Here is a 17,299-nt window from a genome sequence, read left to right on the forward strand (position 1 = left end):
CCATCGGTCGCTCGCGTGCGGATGCAATGGTACAGGGGCCGGAGGCCGCTCCGGGCAGGGCGGTCTGCCTGCGAAGCGCAACAGCCCCTAGGGTGGCCGTGCCATAGCCTTTATAATTGACGTTTTGGCCGCACCGTCGCCGGTGCCCGCCGACCATCCCTCCGCTTCCTTCATGGCCCACATCCTCAAGCTCCGCGGCACGCCCGCCCTTTCCGCCGCCCGTCTTTCCCGTCTGGCCGACGCCTGCCGTATCGCAGCGCCCAAGCTGCGCGACCTGACGGCCACCCAGTACTTTTTCGTCGAATGTGCGGCCGAGCCCTCGGCCGAAGAGCGGGCGCGTCTGTGCGCGCTGCTCGCCGCGCAGCCGGCAGAGGCGGTCGAGGGACCGGCGCTGCTGGTGACGCCGCGTCTGGGCACGATTTCGCCCTGGTCGTCCAAGGCCAGCGACATCGCGCGCAACTGCGGCCTGACGGGCGTGCAGCGCATCGAGCGCGGCGTGCTGTACGAGCTGACGCTGTCGCGCGGCCTGCTGGGCGGCGGCGCACTGGACGACGCGGAGCGCGCGGCGCTGGCCGGCCTGCTGCACGACCGCATGACCGAATCGGTGTTCGGCAGCCTCGCTGACGCGGAGGCGCTGTTCAGCCACGTGCCGCCGCGCCCGCTGGTGAGCGTGTCGCTCGCCGAAGGCCGGGCCTCGCTGGAGCGCGCCAACGTCGAACTGGGCCTCGCCCTGTCCGACGACGAAATCGACTATCTGCTCGATGCCTACACGAAGCTGGGCCGCAATCCGACCGACGTCGAACTGATGATGTTCGCCCAGGCGAACTCAGAGCACTGCCGGCACAAGATTTTCAACGCCAGCTGGACCATCGACTACCAGCCGCAGGACATGAGCCTGTTCGGCATGATCCGCGAAACCCACAAGGCCACGCCTCAGCACACCGTGGTGGCCTATTCGGACAACGCGGCGGTGATCGAGGGCGCGACCACCGAGCCGGTGGCCCGCTTCTACCCGGACCGCACAGGTCGCTGGGGCTGGCACGAAGAGTCCATGCACTTCCTGGCCAAGGTCGAGACGCACAACCATCCGACCGCGATTTCGCCCTTCCCGGGTGCGGCCACCGGCGCCGGCGGCGAAATCCGCGACGAGGGCGCGACCGGCCGTGGCGCCAAGCCGAAAGCCGGTCTGGCCGGCTTCTCGGTGTCCAACCTGAACATTCCGGGCTTCGAACAGCCGTGGGAGCGTGTCGACGGCGAACTGTACGGCAAGCCGGAACGCATCGCCTCGGCGCTGCAGATCATGATCGACGGCCCGCTGGGCGCGGCCGCGTTCAACAACGAATTCGGCCGCCCGAACCTCGCCGGCTACTTCCGCACCTTCGAACTGCCCTTCATGGGCGAAATGCGCGGCTATCACAAGCCCATCATGATCGCTGGCGGCATCGGCAACATCGCCGCCCGTGATGCGCTGAAGATCGAATTCCCGGCCGGCACCAAGCTGGTCGTGCTGGGCGGCCCGGCCATGCTGATCGGTCTGGGCGGCGGTGCTGCGTCGAGCATGACCACCGGCACCAATACCGCCGACCTCGATTTCGCGTCGGTGCAGCGCGGCAACCCGGAAATCGAACGCCGGGCGCAGGAAGTGATCGACCGCTGCTGGCAGATGCAGGACGACAACCCGATTCTCGCGGTGCATGACGTCGGCGCCGGCGGCCTGTCGAACGCATTGCCCGAACTGGCCTATGGCGCCGGTCACGGCGCCTGGTTCGATCTGCGGGCGATCAACAGCGAAGAGTCGGGCATGAGCCCGGCCGAACTGTGGTGCAACGAATCGCAGGAGCGCTACGTGCTCGCGATCGGCCCTGAGCGCATCGCCGAATTCGAGGCGCTGTGCGTGCGCGAGCGCTGCCCGTACGCGGTGCTGGGCGAGGCGACCGCCGACGGTCAGCTCACGGTGGCCGATCCGCTGTTCAATACGAAGCCGGTCGACATGCCAATGGACGTGCTGCTCGGCAAGCCGCCCAAGATGCACCGCACGGTGTCGCGCCGCCCGGCCTATGCGCCGCCGATGGACGTGGCCGGCTACGACCTGAAGGACGCCGCCTACCGCGTGCTGCGCATGCCGGCGGTGGCCAGCAAGTCCTTCCTGATCACCATCGGCGACCGCTCGGTCGGCGGCCTCACCGCGCGTGACCAGTTCGTCGGCCCGTGGCAGGTGCCGGTGGCCGACGTCGCGGTTACCAGCGAGAGCTTTTCCGGCTACCGCGGCGAGGCCTTCGCGATGGGCGAACGCACGCCGGTGGCGCTGCTGAACGGCCCGGCCTCCGGCCGCATGGCGATCGGCGAAGCGATCACCAACCTGATCGCCGCCGACGTGCGCAGTTTCGAGCGCATCAAGCTGTCGGCGAACTGGATGGCGGCCGCCGGTCACAAGGGCGAGGACGCCGCACTTTTCGATACGGTGAAGGCGGTGGCGCTGGACTTCTGTCCGGCGCTGGGCCTGGCGATTCCGGTCGGCAAGGACAGTCTGTCGATGAAGACCCGCTGGTCTGACGGCGACACGCAGAAGGAAGTGGTGGCGCCGCTGTCGCTGGTCATCACCGCCTTCGCCGGCGTCGAGGACGTGCGCCGCACGCTCACGCCGCAGCTGCTGATCGACCCGGAAATCGAAACCGAACTGCTGCTGATCGATCTCGGCCAGATGAAGAACCGCCTCGGCGGTTCGGCCTTCGCCCAGGCTTTTGGCGTGGTCGGCGAACATGCGCCGGACGCCGACGCGGTCTTGCTCGGCCGGCTGCTGCCGGCGATCAGCCGTCTGCGTGACGCCGGCCTGGTGCTGGCCTACCACGACCGCTCCGATGGCGGCCTGTTCGCCACGCTGTGCGAAATGGCGTTCGCGTCGCATGTCGGCCTGTCGATCAATCTCGACACGCTGGCCTATGACCCGCTGCTGGTCGATGTCGATTCGCTGGCCAAGAAGCCGGACGCGGTGCGCGGCCGCTTCAACGACCGCACCTTCTCCGCGCTGTTCGCCGAAGAGCTGGGCGCGGTGATCCAGATCCGCGTCGATCAGCGTTCGCAGGTGATGGACATCCTGCGCGAAGCCGGTCTGTCCGGCGTCACCCACGGCCTCGGCAATCCGAACGACCGCGACGAAATCCGCTTCTGGCACAACGCCAAGGTCATCTTCAGCGAATCGCGGGTCGACCTGCAGAAGGCATGGACCGAAACCAGCCACCGCATCGCGCTGCTGCGCGACGACGCCGACTGCGCGCGCGAGGAATTCGCGCTGCTGGACGACAAGTCGGACACTGGCCTGTTTGCGGCGCTCACCTTCGAGCCGCAGGAAGATGTCGCAGCGCCTTACGTCAGCAGAGGTATCCGCCCGCGCATCGCCATCCTGCGCGAGCAGGGCGTGAACGGTCAGGTCGAAATGGCGGCCGCCTTCGACCGCGCCGGTTTCGACGCGCAGGACGTGCACATGTCCGACCTGATGGCCGGCCGCGTGAAGCTGGCCGACTTCAAGGGCCTGGCGGCCTGCGGCGGCTTTTCCTACGGTGACGTGCTGGGCGCAGGCTCCGGCTGGGCCAAGTCCATCCTGTTCCATCCGGCACTGCGCGACGCCTTTGCCGAGTACTTCGCCCGACCGGACACCTTCGCGCTGGGCGTGTGCAACGGCTGCCAGATGATGAGCCAGCTGGCCGACATCATTCCGGGTGCTGCGCACTGGCCGCGCTTCGAGCGCAACCGCTCGGAGCAGTTCGAGGCGCGCTTCACCCAGGTTGAAATCGTCGATTCGCCGTCCATCCTGTTCCGTGGCATGGCCGGCTCCAAACTGCCCATCGTGGTGTCGCACGGCGAGGGCCGCGCGGTATTCGCCGACGCACAGGCGCAGAAGCTGGCACGCGTCGCCATGCGCTACATCGATCACGACGGCAGCGTGGCCAGCCGCTACCCGCGCAACCCGAACGGCTCGCCGGACGGCATCACCTCGGTCACCAGCGACGATGGCCGCGTCACCATCCTGATGCCGCATCCGGAGCGCATCTTCCGCACCGTGCAGATGAGCTGGCACCCGGCGCACTGGGGTGAGGACAGCCCGTGGATGCGCATGTTCAGGAATGCGCGGGTCTGGGTCGGCTGATTGCAGACGCCGGTGAATGCACGACAGAAGGGCCTGCGCAAGCAGGCCCTTTTCTTTTGTGCCCCTTGGTTGAGTGAGCTCATCGCGGCTCCGATGCCGCTGGCGGAATGGCGCAGGGCTGCCGGCGGAATATCCGGAGGGCGCACGGCGCACCGGTAACATGGGCGAAGGCGGGTGCCCTGTTCGTGAGCGCTTCAGTTCCACCGCTTTTGGCCGATAGCCGAAAGATCGCCGGATGCAGGTGTTTCGGGGGAAGCACGCTCCGCACCGGCCGACTTTCTGCGCAGTGGTGAAACGATGAAGATTCTGCTGGTCGAGGACAGCCGGGCCATGGCTGCGGTCATGTCTGTCCGCCTTGCGTCCTTCGGGTATGAAGTGAGCGTGGCCGAGAACGGTGAAGTGGCGGTGGCCCGCTTCGCCGAGGTGGCGCCCGATCTCGTGCTGATGGACATCGAAATGCCGGTCATGAACGGTTTCGAGGCGACCGCGCGCATCCGCGCGATCGAGGCGACCCAGGACTGGGCATGGACGCCCATCCTCTTCCTGACCGCATCCAATACCCAGGAAAACCTGATCACCGCGATCGAGGCGGGCGGCGATGACTTCATCGTCAAATCGGTGCCTGAAGCGGTGCTGCAGGCCAAGATGAAAGCCATGGCGCGGATCGCCGCGCTGCGCAAGCGGCTGTCGGTCGCCAACCGGCTGCTCAGGGAACAGGCCAGCCGCGACGGGCTGACCGGGCTGTGCAACCGCCGTCACATGGACCTGACGCTGGATCTGGCCTGGAGCGAGGCGCGCAGCAGCGGGGCGCCGTTCGCACTGCTCATGCTCGATATCGACCATTTCAAGAAGTACAACGACTACTACGGTCATCTTGCCGGCGATGACTGTCTGCGCACGGTGGCGCAGACGCTGGCTTCGGTGGTCGACCGCTGCAACAGCGAGCGGCTGACCGACGGCGCCTTCGCGGCGCGTTACGGCGGCGAGGAGTTCGCGGTGCTGATGCCCCAGGCCAGCGCCCAGGCCTACGAGCGGGTGGCGCACGGCGTGATCGAGGCGGTGCGCAGCCTGGGCATACGGCACGAGCGCAATGCCGACTGGGGCGTGGTCACCACCTCGGTCGGCGGTGCTTTCGTACCTGCCGCCAACGACGAACTGATGCACGTGTTCCGGGCCGCCGACGAGCGGCTATATGCCGCCAAGGCGGCCGGACGCAATCGCGCCGTGCTGAGCTGAGGCTCAGCCGGGCAGGCGATCGCGCAGCCGCTCCAGCAGCACGCGCAGTTCGCTCTGGCCGTACAGGCCCTTCACCCATTCCGCTGGCCAGACCGCACCGGCGGCACCCAGCAGCGTGCCCAGCACCGCGCCGCGGTGACAGTTGTCACCGCCCAGCCGCACGTTGGCGAGCAGGCCGTCACGCGGCGCCGCCGCATATTTCAGCGCGAGATGCAGCGTGGCCGGCAGCGCGTCCTTCAGATAGCAGGCGGGGCTGAACTGCGCGCCGATCACCTCGTCGTCCGGTCTGCGTTCCGCCCATGCGCGGTAAGGATGGCGCAGCGCCGGGTGCTCGGCCGGCGCGGCCGCCGCCAGCGCCTCCTCCATGGACCGGCCGTGCAGCAGATGGAAGGCGAGGTCCGCGTACAGCGTGGCCGCCGCCGCCGTCTCCGTCCCCTTGTGGGTCAGCGCCACGTGTTCGGTGACCGCCGCCTGCAGCGCATCGCGGTCCTGCGCGTGGAACAGGATGAGCGGCGCCAGCGTGGCCAGCCCGCCGATGTGGATGTCCTCGACGCCGCAGTCCTCGACCTCGATACCCTGACCGTAGTGACGGAAGAAGGCGCGGTGGCATTCCTCGACATAGGTGTCGCCGTGGCTGCCCGGGGTGAGCATGAAATCGACGTAGCGCCGCGCGTAGTCGTCGCGGTCGTAGCGACCGCATTCCAGCAGCGATTCGGCCAGCAGCCGGGCCAGCTGCAGGTTCAGCGTGTTCTCGCCGGCGTGCAGGAACTGGTGGTAGTGGATGTCGCGCGGCCCGCTCCACCAGCGCTTCTGCTCGTGCAGGATGTCGTCGGTCGGCCCGGTGCAGGCGTACTGGCTGCGCCACAGGAAGCTGTCCGGATGCGGGTTGTGCGGCGGCAGATAGCCGGTGATGTCGCCGTAGTCCTGCGGGATGCGTTCGCGGCTGTAGTACCAGTGCACCGGCATGGCCAGCGCGTCGGCGATGAAACCGCCCCACCAGGCGGCGTCGAAGCGTGCAGGATCGATCATCAATGTTTTCCGTCGGTTTGTATCGGCGCGCGTCTGCGTACCCATTCGGCCACCGTGATGCACAGCGCCAGCCAGGCGCTGCCCGAGCACAGCCCGGCCAGCACGTCGCTGGCGAAATGGACCTGCAGCACGATGCGGCTGAGGCCGGTGGTGAGCGCGATCGCGACCGCGATCCACAGCACCGGCAGATGCCAGCGCGCAGGCAGCAGGCGCAGCGCCACCCAGGCGAGCACACCGTAGGCCACCAGCGTGCCCGAAGCGTGGCCGCTCGGGAAGCTCCAGCTTGTTTCGGCCGCGTAGCCATGCTCATGTACAGGGCGCACCCGCTGGAACATCGCCTTCAGGCTCACGTTCAGCAGCGAATTGCCGGCGATCGCGGCCACCCAGGTGGCGGCCAGCAGATGCTGTCTTCGCCACAGCAGCAGCAGTGCGCCGGTCACGCCGAGCGCGGTCAGCGTTTCGGTGTCGCCGAAACGGGTGAGCCGCGCGAACAGGTGCAGCGTATGTGCGTCCAGTGAACGGCTCAGTGCGCCGACCAGCGCATCGTCGAAATCGACCAGCACGCTGCCGTTATTCACCGCCAGTGCCACTGCGGTAAAGCCGGCAGCGCCGTACAGCATGACGGTGATGCCGATCTGCGCCACCCGGCGGCGGCTGTATGCGCCGTTCGCATGCAGGCGCCCGTTGGCGAACTGCAGCGCGGTGACCAGCAGCAGAGCGCTGGCCAGCAGCGCGGCGTGCAGCAGCGGCAACTGGCTGGCGATCAGGGCGGCCAGTGCTTCGGGCGAGGATGGAAAAGGGGGCATGGTTCAGTCGTTCAGGGGCAGGGCGCTCAGTGCAGCCAGTTCGAAGCGGTCATCGGCCGCGCGATAGTCCCAGCGTTCGACCGTGGCGACCCGCCGGCCGTGCGTCCGGCCGGCCCGGATCAGGTTGACCGAATTGCCGGCGTCGCGACGGGTGCGGTGCGATACCGCGGTACCCGCCTGCACCGCCCACAGCGTCCGCTCTCCGTCCGGCAGCCGGCGCACCGATGGCAGATGGATGTGGCCGCCGAGTACCAGATCGGCGCCGGCTTCGCGCCAGCGGGCGATCGCTTCGCGGTGGCCGCGTACCCGGTTGTGCCTCTCGGTGTCGCGATTGACCGCCAGCGGATGATGCAGCGCCACCACCTTCAGCACGGTATCGGCCGGCGTGGCCCGCAGCAGTTCGGCGGTCGCGGCGATCTGCACGGCCGACAGTTCGCCGTCGGAATGGCGCCAGCGGCGGGTGGAATCCAGCCCGATCAGGCGCATTCCGTCGACATCGGAGAGCGCATCGTGCGCCGGGCCGAATGCGCGACGGTAGCGGGCGTATGGCGCGAACAGCCGCAGCGGCAGATGGAACAGCGGCAGATCGTGATTGCCGGGCAGCACCATGCGGTGCGCGATGCCCAGACTGTCGGCGAAGGCGCGGGCGGCGGCGAACTGCGCCGGCCGGGCGCGCTGGGTGAGGTCGCCGCTGAGCAGCAGCAGCCGCGGCTGTTCGGCCTGCGCCAGCCGGCGCAGCGCGGCGCAGACTTCGGGCTTTTCGGTACCGAAGTGCGGGTCGGACACCTGCAGCAGCAATGGGATCACGATGGCCGGGTCAAGCGGTTTCGTCGTCGGGCACGATCAGCGACAGCGCGTCGGGCAGTGCGCGGAATTCGATCGGCGCACGCATCCAGCTCACCTCGCCATCGGTCGCCACCTTGATGCGGCTGCGCCGGCGTCCGCGCCGCAGCACGCTCAGCCGCAGCGATGAAAAGCTGAAGGACTGTACCTCATCCGCCGCCCCGAGCCGGCCGAAAGCGCCGCGCGCCAGCAGCCACAGCATGGCCAGCCGGCCGGTGGGGCGCAGCGCCAGCGCGGCCAGCCGGCCCTGATCCAGCGCGTCGGCGCCGTCGAGGCCGGTCTGTTCGAGCTGCAGCCGGTTGTTGCCGACAAACAGCGTGGACGTATGCAGCGTGCGCAGGCGGCCGGCGTGTTCCATCTCGAGCGTCATCCGGCGATGACCGCGCAGCAGCGTCACCACACCGGCCCACAGCGCGACGACGCGGCTGCGGCCGAACTGGCGCTTCCAGTCCTCGCGGTTCTCCAGCAGTACCGGGTAGAGGCCCAGGCTGGCATTGACCAGGAAGATGCGGTCGTTGACGCGACCCACCTGCACGCTGCGCAGCCGCCCGTTCAGCAGCAGCTGCACGGCGGATTCGGTGTCCGCCGGAATGCCGTACTCGCGCGAGAAATAGTTGAAGGTGCCCTGGGGCAGCACACCGAAAGGCAGTCCGCTGCCGAGCACGGCCTGAGCCACGGCGTTGATGGTGCCGTCGCCGCCGGCCGCCACCACGATGCCCTGCTGCATGCGTGCTTCCTGCACCGCCTGCCAGGCCACGGCCGGCAGGCGACGGCCGTCCTGAACCGGCAGCACCCGATGGCGTCGGCCGGCCTCGCCCAGCAGCCTTTCGATCACCTCTCGCGTATGTCCGGCGTCCTGGCTGCCCGAGCCGGTGTTGAGCACGATGAACAGCGGAGCGTCGGCGGGTGAGCGGGCTGCGGGCATCGGTGTCCGTGATGATGACGATGGCCGCGCAGCCTACGCGGCCCGGGCGCATCGATCAGCCAGCGGATTCCGACACGCGCCGCCGCCGGGCCTCGGCCGCCTGCAGGTGGGCGTGCGCCAGATCGAGCCAGGGCGTGGCCAGCGCATGCCGCGCGGCACGTGCGCGCAGATCGCCGAAGATGTGCTCGGCTTCGGTCGGCGCGTCGCGCTGAAGGTCGCGCAGCATGGACGCGGTGAGCGTGGAGCCGGGCTGGGTCAGGGTGGCGCGGTAGTCCTCCATCCGCGCGGGCGTGGGCGGATGACCGCAGGCGGTGGCGATGGACGCGCCCTCGGCCAGCAGGCCGGCGATCAGTGCCGGTCCGGCGCAGCTGTCCAGGATGTCGCCGATGGTCGCGCGCATCAGGCAGGTGGCGCCGGCCAGCGTGGCGATGAAAACCAGCTTGTCCCACATCGCCTGTTCGATGTCGGCGGATACCGTGTAGTCCGGCGACAGCGCAGCCAGCCGGTCGCCCAGCGCGGCGATGACCGCCTGCTGTGCCGGGTCGCGTGCGCCGACGATCAGCTTTTCGGTGGCGTTCAGGTGGCGGATGCCGCCGTCTGCCTCCAGCGTGAGCGCGAGGTGGGCCACACCGCCGGCCACCCGCGCCCGGCCGAAGTGTGCGTCCAGCCGGTCGAGATGGGCGACACCGTTGAGCAGCGGCAGCACCACGGTGTGCGGGCCGACCGCCGGCGCGATCGCGGTCAGCGCCGAATCGAGGTCGTAGGCCTTGCACGACAGCAGTACGAGATCGAACGGGCTGTCGACTGCGGTCAGCAGCCGCGGGGTCACCGCCACGTCGCCCAGCGGGCTGTTCACCTTCAGGCCGCCCGCCTGCAATGCGGCGGCGCGCGCCGGCCGCACGAGAAAGGTGACGTCGCTGCCACCGGCCTGCAGCCGGGCGCCGAAATAGCCTCCGATGCCGCCGGCACCCAGTATCAGTATCCGCATCTTTCGGTCTCCATGGATGGCTGAGGGACGGTCCAGCATAAGCCGGTGCGGCGCGCGCTGTACGCCCTGCCCGGGCGCGTCCTGCGCACTGTGCCGGTACGCCCGGCGATACATTTGACGCGCTGGGGCGGCCCTTGCTCCGCAGCGACGGTGTCAGCCGGCCAGCTTCTTCATCAGTTCGCGCACTGCGGCCACCCGGGTGTCCAGATCGGGGCTGGCCTTCTTCCACGACAGACGGTCCTGACCGGCCAGCTTGAAGTTCCGGTCCTTCTGCACCAGCTGGATGATGCGTATCGGTTCGATCGGCGGATTCGGCACGAAGGTGAACAGGATCTGCGTTTCGTGGGCATCGATCTTCAGGATGCCCAGCGGCCTGGCGGCGATGCGCAGACGGTGGGTTTCCAGCAGCGCGCGGGTCTGGTCCGGCATCTGGCCGAAGCGGTCCACCAGCTCTTCGCGCAGTTCGCCCAGTTCGTCGTCCTTCTCGCAGTTGGCCAGACGCTTGTACAGCGTGAGCCGCTCGTGCACGTCCGGGCAGTAGTCGGTGGGCAGCAGCGCCGGCATGTGCAGATTGATCTCCGACACGATGTCCAGCGGCTGGGTCAGGTCGCCGGCCTGTTCGCCCTTCTGCAGCGCCTTCACCGCGCTCTTGAGCATTTCGGTGTAAAGGTTGAAGCCGACCTCCTGCATTTCGCCGGACTGCGAATCGCCCAGCACCTCGCCGGCGCCGCGGATTTCCAGATCGTGCATGGCGAGGAAGAAGCCGGAGCCCAGCTCTTCCATCATCTGGATGGCTTCGAGCCGGCGGCGGCCCTGTTCGGTCGGCTTGGCGTGCGCGTCGGTCAGCAGATAGGCGTAGGCCTGGTGGTGGCTGCGACCGACCCGGCCGCGCAGCTGGTGCAGCTGGGCCAGGCCGAAGCGGTCGGCGCGGTTGATGATGATGGTATTGGCGTTCGGGTTGTCGATGCCGGTTTCGATGATGGTGGTACACAGCAGCAGGTTGTGCCTGCGCTGCGTGAACTCGCGCGTCACCCGCTCCAGCTCGCGCTCCGGCAGCTGGCCGTGGCCGACCACGATGCGTGCCTCCGGCAGCAGGTCGGCCAGACGGGTTTTCATCTCCTCGATGGTGTCGACCTCGTTGTGCAGGAAGTACACCTGGCCGCCGCGCTTGAATTCGCGCAGCACCGCCTCGCGGATGAGGCCGCGAGACCACGGGCTGACGAAGGTCTTGATTGCAAGCCGCTTCTGCGGCGCGGTGGCGATGACCGAGAAGTCGCGGATGCCTTCGAGCGACATGGCCAGCGTGCGCGGAATCGGCGTCGCGGTCAGCGTGAGCACGTCGACCTCCGCACGCAGCGCCTTCAGCGCCTCCTTCTGGCGCACGCCGAAGCGGTGTTCCTCGTCGATGATGACCAGGCCCAGACGGGCGAACTTCACGTCCTTCTGCAGCAGCCGGTGGGTGCCGATCAGCACGTCAATCTTGCCTTCGGCCGCTTCCTTCAGCGCCTGCGTCTGTTCCTTCGCGCTCTTGAAGCGCGAAATCTCGGCGATGCGCGCCGGCCATTCGTGCGCCACCTGGGCGAAGCGGTCGCTGAAGGTCTGGTAGTGCTGTTCGGCCAGCAGCGTGGTCGGCGCGAGCACCGCCACCTGCTTGCCGTCGGCCACTGCGACGAAGGCGGCGCGCAGCGCGACTTCGGTCTTGCCGAAGCCGACGTCGCCGCACACCAGGCGGTCCATCGGCCGGCCCGAGGTCATGTCGCCGACCACCGCATTGATGGCATTGATCTGGTCCGGCGTTTCCTCGAAACCGAAACCTTCGGCGAAGGCGTCCATGTCGTGCTGTCTGAAGCCGAAGGTATGGCCCTTGCGTGCCGAGCGCTGGGCGTACAGCGCCAGCAGTTCGGCCGCGGTGTCACGCACCTGGGCGGCCGCCTTCTTCTTCGCCTTTTCCCACTGTCCGGAGCCGAGCTTGTGCAGATGCACCTGGTCGCCGGGCGCGCCGCTGTAGCGGCTGATCTGGTGCAGCTGGGACACCGGCACGTACAGCTTGTCGCCGTCGGCGTATTCCAGATGCAGGAATTCGGTTTCGCCTTCGCCGAGATCCATGTGCATCAGGCCGATATAGCGGCCGATGCCGTGCTGCAGATGCACCACCGGGTCGCCCACCTTCAGTTCGGTCAGGTCGCGCAGGAAGTTCTCGGCGGTCACCTTGCGGCCGTCGCGCTTGCTGCGCGAACGGGCCTGCGACGGGTAGAGCTCGCTTTCGGTCACCAGCGCCATCGGCGGCGCGGTGAGGGCGAAGCCCTCGGCCAGCGGGCCGACCACGATGGCCAGTTTCGCGTCGACGCCCAGTGCTGCGTCGAAGCTGTCGACCGCGATGTTGGGCAGGCCGTATTCGTTGAAATAGTCGGTCAGTGTTTCACGCCGGCCGGCCGATTCGGCCACCACCAGCACGCGCTGGGCCGCGATCAGCGCACGCAGCCGGAACAGCGGGTCGTCCGACTTGCGCTCGACCGCCACGTCCGGCAGCGCCGCGACATCGGCCACTTCGTCGCCGCGGCCCAGACGCACGATGGGCCGGTTGGCCAGCGACACGTGGAACTGCTCTTCCGACAGGAAGAGGTCGGACGGCGGCAGGATGGGGCGGGCGCGCTCGCCCTTCATCAGGTCATGACGGCTTTTCGTGTCGCGCCAGAAGTCGGCGATCGCGTCATTCACCTCGAAATCGAGCGCCACCACCGCGTTGGCAGGCAGATAGTCGAACAGCGTGTCGGTGCGCTCGAAGAACAGCGGGATGTAGTACTCGATGCCAGCGCTGGGCACGCCGTTGGACACATCCTTGTAGATGGTGGACTTGGTCGGGTCGCCCTCGAAGGTTTCCCGGAAGCGCGAGCGGAAGGCCGCCCGCGCCTTGTCGTCCATCGGGAATTCGCGCGCCGGCAGCAGGCGGATTTCCTTTGTCGGAAATACGGTGCGCTGTGTATCGACGTCGAAGGTGCGGATGCTTTCGACCTCGTCGTCGAACAGGTCGATGCGGTAGGGCAGGGCGGAGCCGGTCGGATAGAGGTCGACCAGGCCGCCGCGCACGCTGTACTCGCCCGGTGCCACCACCTGGGTGACCGCGCTGTAGCCGGCCACCGTGAGCTGCAGCCGCAGGCCTTCGACGTCGAGCTTCGATCCCTGCTGCACGAAAAAGGTGTGGGCGGCCAGGTATTCGCGCGGTGCCAGCCGGTACAGCGCGGTCGAGGCCGGTACCACCAGCACGTCCAGTTCGCCGCGCATCAGCGCGTACAGCGTTTCCAGCCGCTCGGACACCAGATCGGCGTGCGGCGAGAACTGGTCGTAGGGCAGGGTTTCCCAGTCCGGCAGCTGGAAGGCGCGCAGGCCCGGGGCGAACCAGCGGATTTCGTCGAGCAGGCGCTGGGCGTCCATCGGGCGGGCGGCCACGATGACCAGCGGCGCGCCCAGGTCGCGGGCAAGCTGGCCCAGGGCGAGGGCCTGGGCGCCGCCCGGCAGTTTCGGCCAGTCGGTACGGCCGCCGGCGCGCGGCCGGGGAAGGCGGGACAGCAGGGAGGGCGATGAAGTCATGAGCGGGCAGAGCGGTGGGGCGCCGGAAAGTTCAGGCGCCGCCGGTGACGGCAGAGGCGGGATTATCGCGGAAACGGCCGGCCTGCTGCGCCCGGCAGACGCTCATTCGTACTCGTCGTACTTGCGTGCGTCGCCGCGCACCCGGTCCGCCGGGTATTTCTCCCGGTTCAGCTGCATCTTCTCGGCCACCGCGGCCGGCAGGTCGATGTCCAGCACGTCGGCCAGGCGCACCAGATAGACCAGCACGTCGGCCAGTTCGTGGCCAACCGCGGTGCGCTTGTCGTCGGCCAGTTCGCGGCCGGTGGGCAGCCACTGGAAATGTTCCATCACCTCGGCGGCCTCGATGCTCATCGCCATCGCCAGATTCTTGGGCGTGTGGAACTGTGCCCAGTCGCGTTCATCGACGAACTGGCGGACGAGGTCACGCAGGCGGTCGAGGCGGGCGGTGTCGGCGTCATGCGGCATGGTCTGTGTCGAGTTGTGGCAGGTGTGCGATTGTTGCAAAACTGCCCCTCCGCGTCGCCGTCAAGACTTGATCTTGCCAATGGTGCGGCGCAGTATCGGCAGCCTCTCTTACGCCCAGATACCCGATGACCCAGGCCAAGCACGAATCCAAGGCATTGGCGCCGCTGATGATTGCGGCGCTGGGCGTGGTTTTCGGCGATATCGGCACCAGTCCGCTGTATGCCTTCAAGGAGGCGTTCGCCGGCACCCACGGTCTGCCGCTGTCGGAAGCGAATGTGCTGGCCACGCTGTCGGCCCTGTTCTGGGCGGTCACGCTCATCATTTCGTTCAAGTACGTGTTCATCGTGCTGCGCTTCGACAACGAGGGCGAGGGCGGTTCGCTCGCGCTGGCCTCGCTGGCGCAGCGCTCGGCGCGGGTCGGCGTTCAGCGCCGGGTGGCGGCGGTGACCGCGGCCGGCGTGTTCGCGGCGGCGATGTTCTACGGCGACGCGGTGATCACGCCGGCCATTTCGGTGCTGTCCGCGGTCGAAGGCATCGCGGTGGTGGCGCCGACGCTGGAACATTGGATCGAACCGATCACCATTTTCATCCTGGTCATCCTGTTCTGCGTGCAGCGCTCGGGCACTGCCGTGGTGGGCCGCTTCTTCGGGCCGGTCACGGTGATCTGGTTCGCGGTGCTGGCCCTGCTCGGTGCCTGGAGTATCGCGCAGACGCCGGAGGTGCTGCGCGCGCTCAACCCCATGTACGCGGCCAGCTTCGTGGCCGAGAAGCCGGGCCAGTCCTTCCTGCTGCTGGGCGCCATCTTCCTCGCGCTGACCGGCGGCGAGGCGCTGTATGCGGACATGGGCCACTTCGGCGCCCGGCCGGTGCGCATGGCCTGGTATTTCATCGTGTCGCCGGCGCTGCTGATCAACTACTTCGGCCAGGGCGCGCTGGTGCTGCGGTCGTCCGAGGCGGTGAGCAATCCTTTCTTCATGCTGGCGCCGGAAGACTGGCGCCTGCCGCTGGTCGCGCTGGCGACCATGGCGACGGTGATCGCGTCGCAGGCCACCATCTCGGGTGCCTTCTCGATCACCGCGCAGGCCACCCGGCTCGGCTATCTGCCGCGCCTGCGCCAGCTGCACACCTCGGACACCGAGCGCGGACAGGTCTATATCCCGGCCGTGAACTGGATGATGCTGGTGGCGGTGGTCGTGCTGGTGCTGGAATTCGACACCTCCAGCGAACTTGCGGCGGCCTACGGCATTGCGGTGTCCGGCGACATGATCATCACCACGCTGCTCATGCTGTTCATCACCACCATGTCGCAGCGCCGGCTCAAGACGGTGCTGCTGGTGGTGCTGGGTGGCTTTCTGGTGGTGGAGGTGCTGTTCTTCGCGTCCAACCTGACCAAGTTCATGGCCGGCGGCTGGCTGCCCATGCTGCTCGGCGGCGCGCTGTTTACGATGCTGACCACCTGGAAGCGGGGCAGCAGCCTGATCACCCGCGAGCGCCGGCGCATCAACATCCCGATGAAGGATTTCGTAGGCGGCCCGCCGCTGGACGTGCCGCGGGTGCCGGGCACCGCCATCTACCTCACCTCGGACACCGAAACCGTGCCCAGCGCGCTGTTCCACAACCTGAAGCACTTCAAGGTGCTGCACGAGCGGGTGTTCTTCCTGCACGTGTCGATCGAGGACGTACCGCGGGTGCCGGACATCGACCACATCGAGGTGCATGAACTGGGCGGCGGCAACTACACGGTGGAAGTGCGATACGGCTTCCGCGAGGAACCGAACATTCCGGAGGCGCTGGCCGCGCTGGCCGATCTCGGACTGGTGCTGGAACCGATGAGCACCACCTACTTCGTCGCCCGCGCCACCGTGGTCGAAGGCCAGGGCAACGACCTGCAAGCCTGGCGGCGCGCGCTGTTCGGCTGGATGATGCGTCAGTCCGAAGGCCCGGCGAACTACTTCCACCTGCCGCCCAACCAGGTGGTGGAACTGGGCACCCAGATCAGCCTGTGACCCGGGAGGGCGACCGCACCGGGAAATTTTCCCGGCCGGTCGCGCCCGGGCTTCCGCCGGAACTGCCGCGCATTGACAATGCCGAACCTTCGGGCTGCCGCTGTCGGCCCGCACATCCTCGCTCCCCACAGGACAAGAAGAATGCGCTACACCCGCACCGCGATGTCGCTGCACTGGCTCATCGCACTGATGATCATCGGCCTGTTCGCCTTCGGCCTCTACATGGTCGAACTGCCGCTGTCACCGCAGAAGCTGAAGTACTACTCGTATCACAAGTGGGCCGGCGTCACGGTGTTCCTGCTGGTGCTGCTGCGGCTGCTCTGGCGCATCACCCACCGGCCGCCCGACCTGCCGGCCGGCATGCCCCGCTGGCAGGTGAAGGCGGCTAAGGCCGGTCATCATCTGCTATATCTGCTGATGGTGATCGTGCCGCTGTCCGGCTGGCTCATGAGTTCGGCCAAGGGTTTCCAGACCGTGTGGTTCGGTGTGCTGCCGCTGCCCGATCTGCTGTCCAAGGACGCGGCGCTGGGTGATGCGCTGCTCTGGGTGCACCGCCTGCTGAACTGGCTGTTCATGGCGGTGGTGGCCGGCCACATCGCCGCGGCGCTCAAGCACCACTTCATCGATCGCGACGGGACGCTGGCCCGCATGTGGCCGGGGCGGCGAGACTGAGCTGAGCGTCGGTGCCGGCTACGCCTCAGCGGGCGCCGGGCGGCACCCAGGCCTGGGCCGGCTCCAGCCGGTAGCTCCAGGGCAGACCGGCGTTCTTCCAGCCATTGGCGTTGCGGCGGCCCTCGACCAGATCGCCCTCGAAGCCATCCACCACATTCCACACCCGGCTGAAGCCGGCTGCCGCCAGCACATTCACCGCGCTGGTGGTGCGGTCGCCGGAGCGGCAGATGAGCACCACATCGGCGTTGCGGTCCAGCCCCTTGGCCTTGAGCAGCGCCTCGACCGCCCGCACGAAATCCGGATTCCGGTGCAGCGTGTAGCTGCGCGTCTTCGGGTCGAAATGGTCGAAGTCGATCAGCAGGAAGGGGATGTTGGCATCCATGCCGGCCGGGACGCCGACATAGCTCACTTCCGCCGGCGTGCGCACGTCGATGAACAGGGTACCGGCCGGATTGGCGTCCACCATGCGATGGGCTTCGGCGGCGCTCAGGTAGCGTTCGAGCACGGTACGGCGATTCTGCGCGACCGCATCCGGTTCGAGCGCGACGGCCGGGAGGCTGGCGCACAGCACCAGCAGGGACAGAAGGCGTTTCATCG

Annotated in this window: 12 protein-coding genes; 4 read left to right on the forward strand and 8 right to left on the reverse strand. The window is 68.0% G+C overall.

All coding sequences use genetic code 11. The features are described 5' to 3' along the window. Window positions 1–172 precede the first annotated feature (172 nt). The gene (gene purL / locus METUNV1_RS03160; protein ID WP_008058767.1) at window positions 173–4,144 is read left to right on the forward strand and encodes a phosphoribosylformylglycinamidine synthase; all 3,972 of its coding nucleotides are present in this window, start codon (window positions 173–175) and stop codon (window positions 4,142–4,144) included. 297 nt (window positions 4,145–4,441) lie between these two features. Next, complete coding sequence (locus tag METUNV1_RS03165; protein WP_008058769.1) at window positions 4,442–5,380, forward strand: GGDEF domain-containing response regulator; 939 nt, start codon at window positions 4,442–4,444, stop codon at window positions 5,378–5,380. Window positions 5,381–5,383: 3 nt separating this feature from the next. On the opposite strand, the gene METUNV1_RS03170 is transcribed toward METUNV1_RS03165, so the two are convergent. From METUNV1_RS03170 to METUNV1_RS03200, 7 genes are all read right to left on the reverse strand, one after another. Beyond that, on the reverse strand, window positions 5,384–6,409 hold the full coding sequence (locus tag METUNV1_RS03170) for an ADP-ribosylglycohydrolase family protein (RefSeq protein ID WP_008058770.1): 1,026 nt from the start codon (window positions 6,407–6,409) through the stop codon (window positions 5,384–5,386). Beyond that, window positions 6,409–7,215 (reverse strand): phosphatase PAP2 family protein, encoded by an 807-nt coding sequence (locus METUNV1_RS03175; protein WP_008058772.1) that lies wholly within the window; start codon window positions 7,213–7,215, stop codon window positions 6,409–6,411. Before METUNV1_RS03175 ends, METUNV1_RS03170 begins: the two co-directional genes overlap by 1 nt. A gap of 3 nt (window positions 7,216–7,218) precedes the next feature. Then, entirely contained in the window at window positions 7,219–8,013 is a 795-nt protein-coding gene (locus METUNV1_RS03180) for a metallophosphoesterase family protein (protein WP_008058775.1), read from the reverse strand. Window positions 8,014–8,032: 19 nt separating this feature from the next. Beyond that, the gene (locus tag METUNV1_RS03185) at window positions 8,033–8,983 is read right to left on the reverse strand and encodes a diacylglycerol/lipid kinase family protein (RefSeq protein ID WP_008058777.1); all 951 of its coding nucleotides are present in this window, start codon (window positions 8,981–8,983) and stop codon (window positions 8,033–8,035) included. A gap of 55 nt (window positions 8,984–9,038) precedes the next feature. Next, window positions 9,039–9,971, reverse strand: a complete 933-nt coding sequence (locus tag METUNV1_RS03190) for a ketopantoate reductase family protein (RefSeq protein WP_008058779.1) — start codon at window positions 9,969–9,971, stop codon at window positions 9,039–9,041. Between the two features lie 153 nt (window positions 9,972–10,124). Continuing rightward, complete coding sequence (gene mfd, locus METUNV1_RS03195) at window positions 10,125–13,559, reverse strand: transcription-repair coupling factor (protein ID WP_008058780.1); 3,435 nt, start codon at window positions 13,557–13,559, stop codon at window positions 10,125–10,127. Between the two features lie 102 nt (window positions 13,560–13,661). Further along, window positions 13,662–14,024: a nucleotide pyrophosphohydrolase gene (locus METUNV1_RS03200; RefSeq protein WP_008058782.1), complete on the reverse strand. Its 363-nt coding sequence runs from the start codon at window positions 14,022–14,024 to the stop codon at window positions 13,662–13,664. Window positions 14,025–14,149: 125 nt separating this feature from the next. On the opposite strand from METUNV1_RS03200, the gene METUNV1_RS03205 reads away from it, so the two are divergent. Then, a complete protein-coding gene (locus tag METUNV1_RS03205) occupies window positions 14,150–16,030 on the forward strand; it encodes a potassium transporter Kup (protein ID WP_008058783.1) in 1,881 nt (626 codons plus the stop codon). A gap of 141 nt (window positions 16,031–16,171) precedes the next feature. Continuing rightward, on the forward strand, window positions 16,172–16,702 hold the full coding sequence (locus METUNV1_RS03210; protein WP_008058784.1) for a cytochrome b: 531 nt from the start codon (window positions 16,172–16,174) through the stop codon (window positions 16,700–16,702). Window positions 16,703–16,727: 25 nt separating this feature from the next. Here METUNV1_RS03210 and METUNV1_RS03215 read toward each other — a convergent pair whose 3' ends face one another. Beyond that, window positions 16,728–17,297, reverse strand: coding sequence for a rhodanese-like domain-containing protein (locus METUNV1_RS03215; RefSeq protein WP_008058785.1), 570 nt, complete (start codon window positions 17,295–17,297; stop codon window positions 16,728–16,730). Between the last annotated feature and the right edge of the window lie 2 nt (window positions 17,298–17,299).

Source organism: Methyloversatilis universalis FAM5, from assembly GCF_000214035.2.
In the GTDB taxonomy this organism is placed as follows: Bacteria; Pseudomonadota; Gammaproteobacteria; order Burkholderiales; family Rhodocyclaceae; genus Methyloversatilis; species Methyloversatilis universalis.

What these genes read in the sequence shown, in the direction of transcription:
- purL (WP_008058767.1), top strand. Translation starts at nt 173, where the DNA reads ATGGCCCACATCCTCAAGCTCCGCGGCACGCCCGCCCTTTCCGCCGCC.
- METUNV1_RS03165 (WP_008058769.1), top strand. Translation starts at nt 4,442, where the DNA reads ATGAAGATTCTGCTGGTCGAGGACAGCCGGGCCATGGCTGCGGTCATG.
- METUNV1_RS03170 (WP_008058770.1), bottom strand. Translation starts at nt 6,409, where the DNA reads ATGATCGATCCTGCACGCTTCGACGCCGCCTGGTGGGGCGGTTTCATC.
- METUNV1_RS03175 (WP_008058772.1), bottom strand. Translation starts at nt 7,215, where the DNA reads ATGCCCCCTTTTCCATCCTCGCCCGAAGCACTGGCCGCCCTGATCGCC.
- METUNV1_RS03185 (WP_008058777.1), bottom strand. Translation starts at nt 8,983, where the DNA reads ATGCCCGCAGCCCGCTCACCCGCCGACGCTCCGCTGTTCATCGTGCTC.
- METUNV1_RS03190 (WP_008058779.1), bottom strand. Translation starts at nt 9,971, where the DNA reads ATGCGGATACTGATACTGGGTGCCGGCGGCATCGGAGGCTATTTCGGC.
- mfd (WP_008058780.1), bottom strand. Translation starts at nt 13,559, where the DNA reads ATGACTTCATCGCCCTCCCTGCTGTCCCGCCTTCCCCGGCCGCGCGCC.
- METUNV1_RS03200 (WP_008058782.1), bottom strand. Translation starts at nt 14,024, where the DNA reads ATGCCGCATGACGCCGACACCGCCCGCCTCGACCGCCTGCGTGACCTC.
- METUNV1_RS03205 (WP_008058783.1), top strand. Translation starts at nt 14,150, where the DNA reads ATGACCCAGGCCAAGCACGAATCCAAGGCATTGGCGCCGCTGATGATT.
- METUNV1_RS03210 (WP_008058784.1), top strand. Translation starts at nt 16,172, where the DNA reads ATGCGCTACACCCGCACCGCGATGTCGCTGCACTGGCTCATCGCACTG.
- METUNV1_RS03215 (WP_008058785.1), bottom strand. Translation starts at nt 17,297, where the DNA reads ATGAAACGCCTTCTGTCCCTGCTGGTGCTGTGCGCCAGCCTCCCGGCC.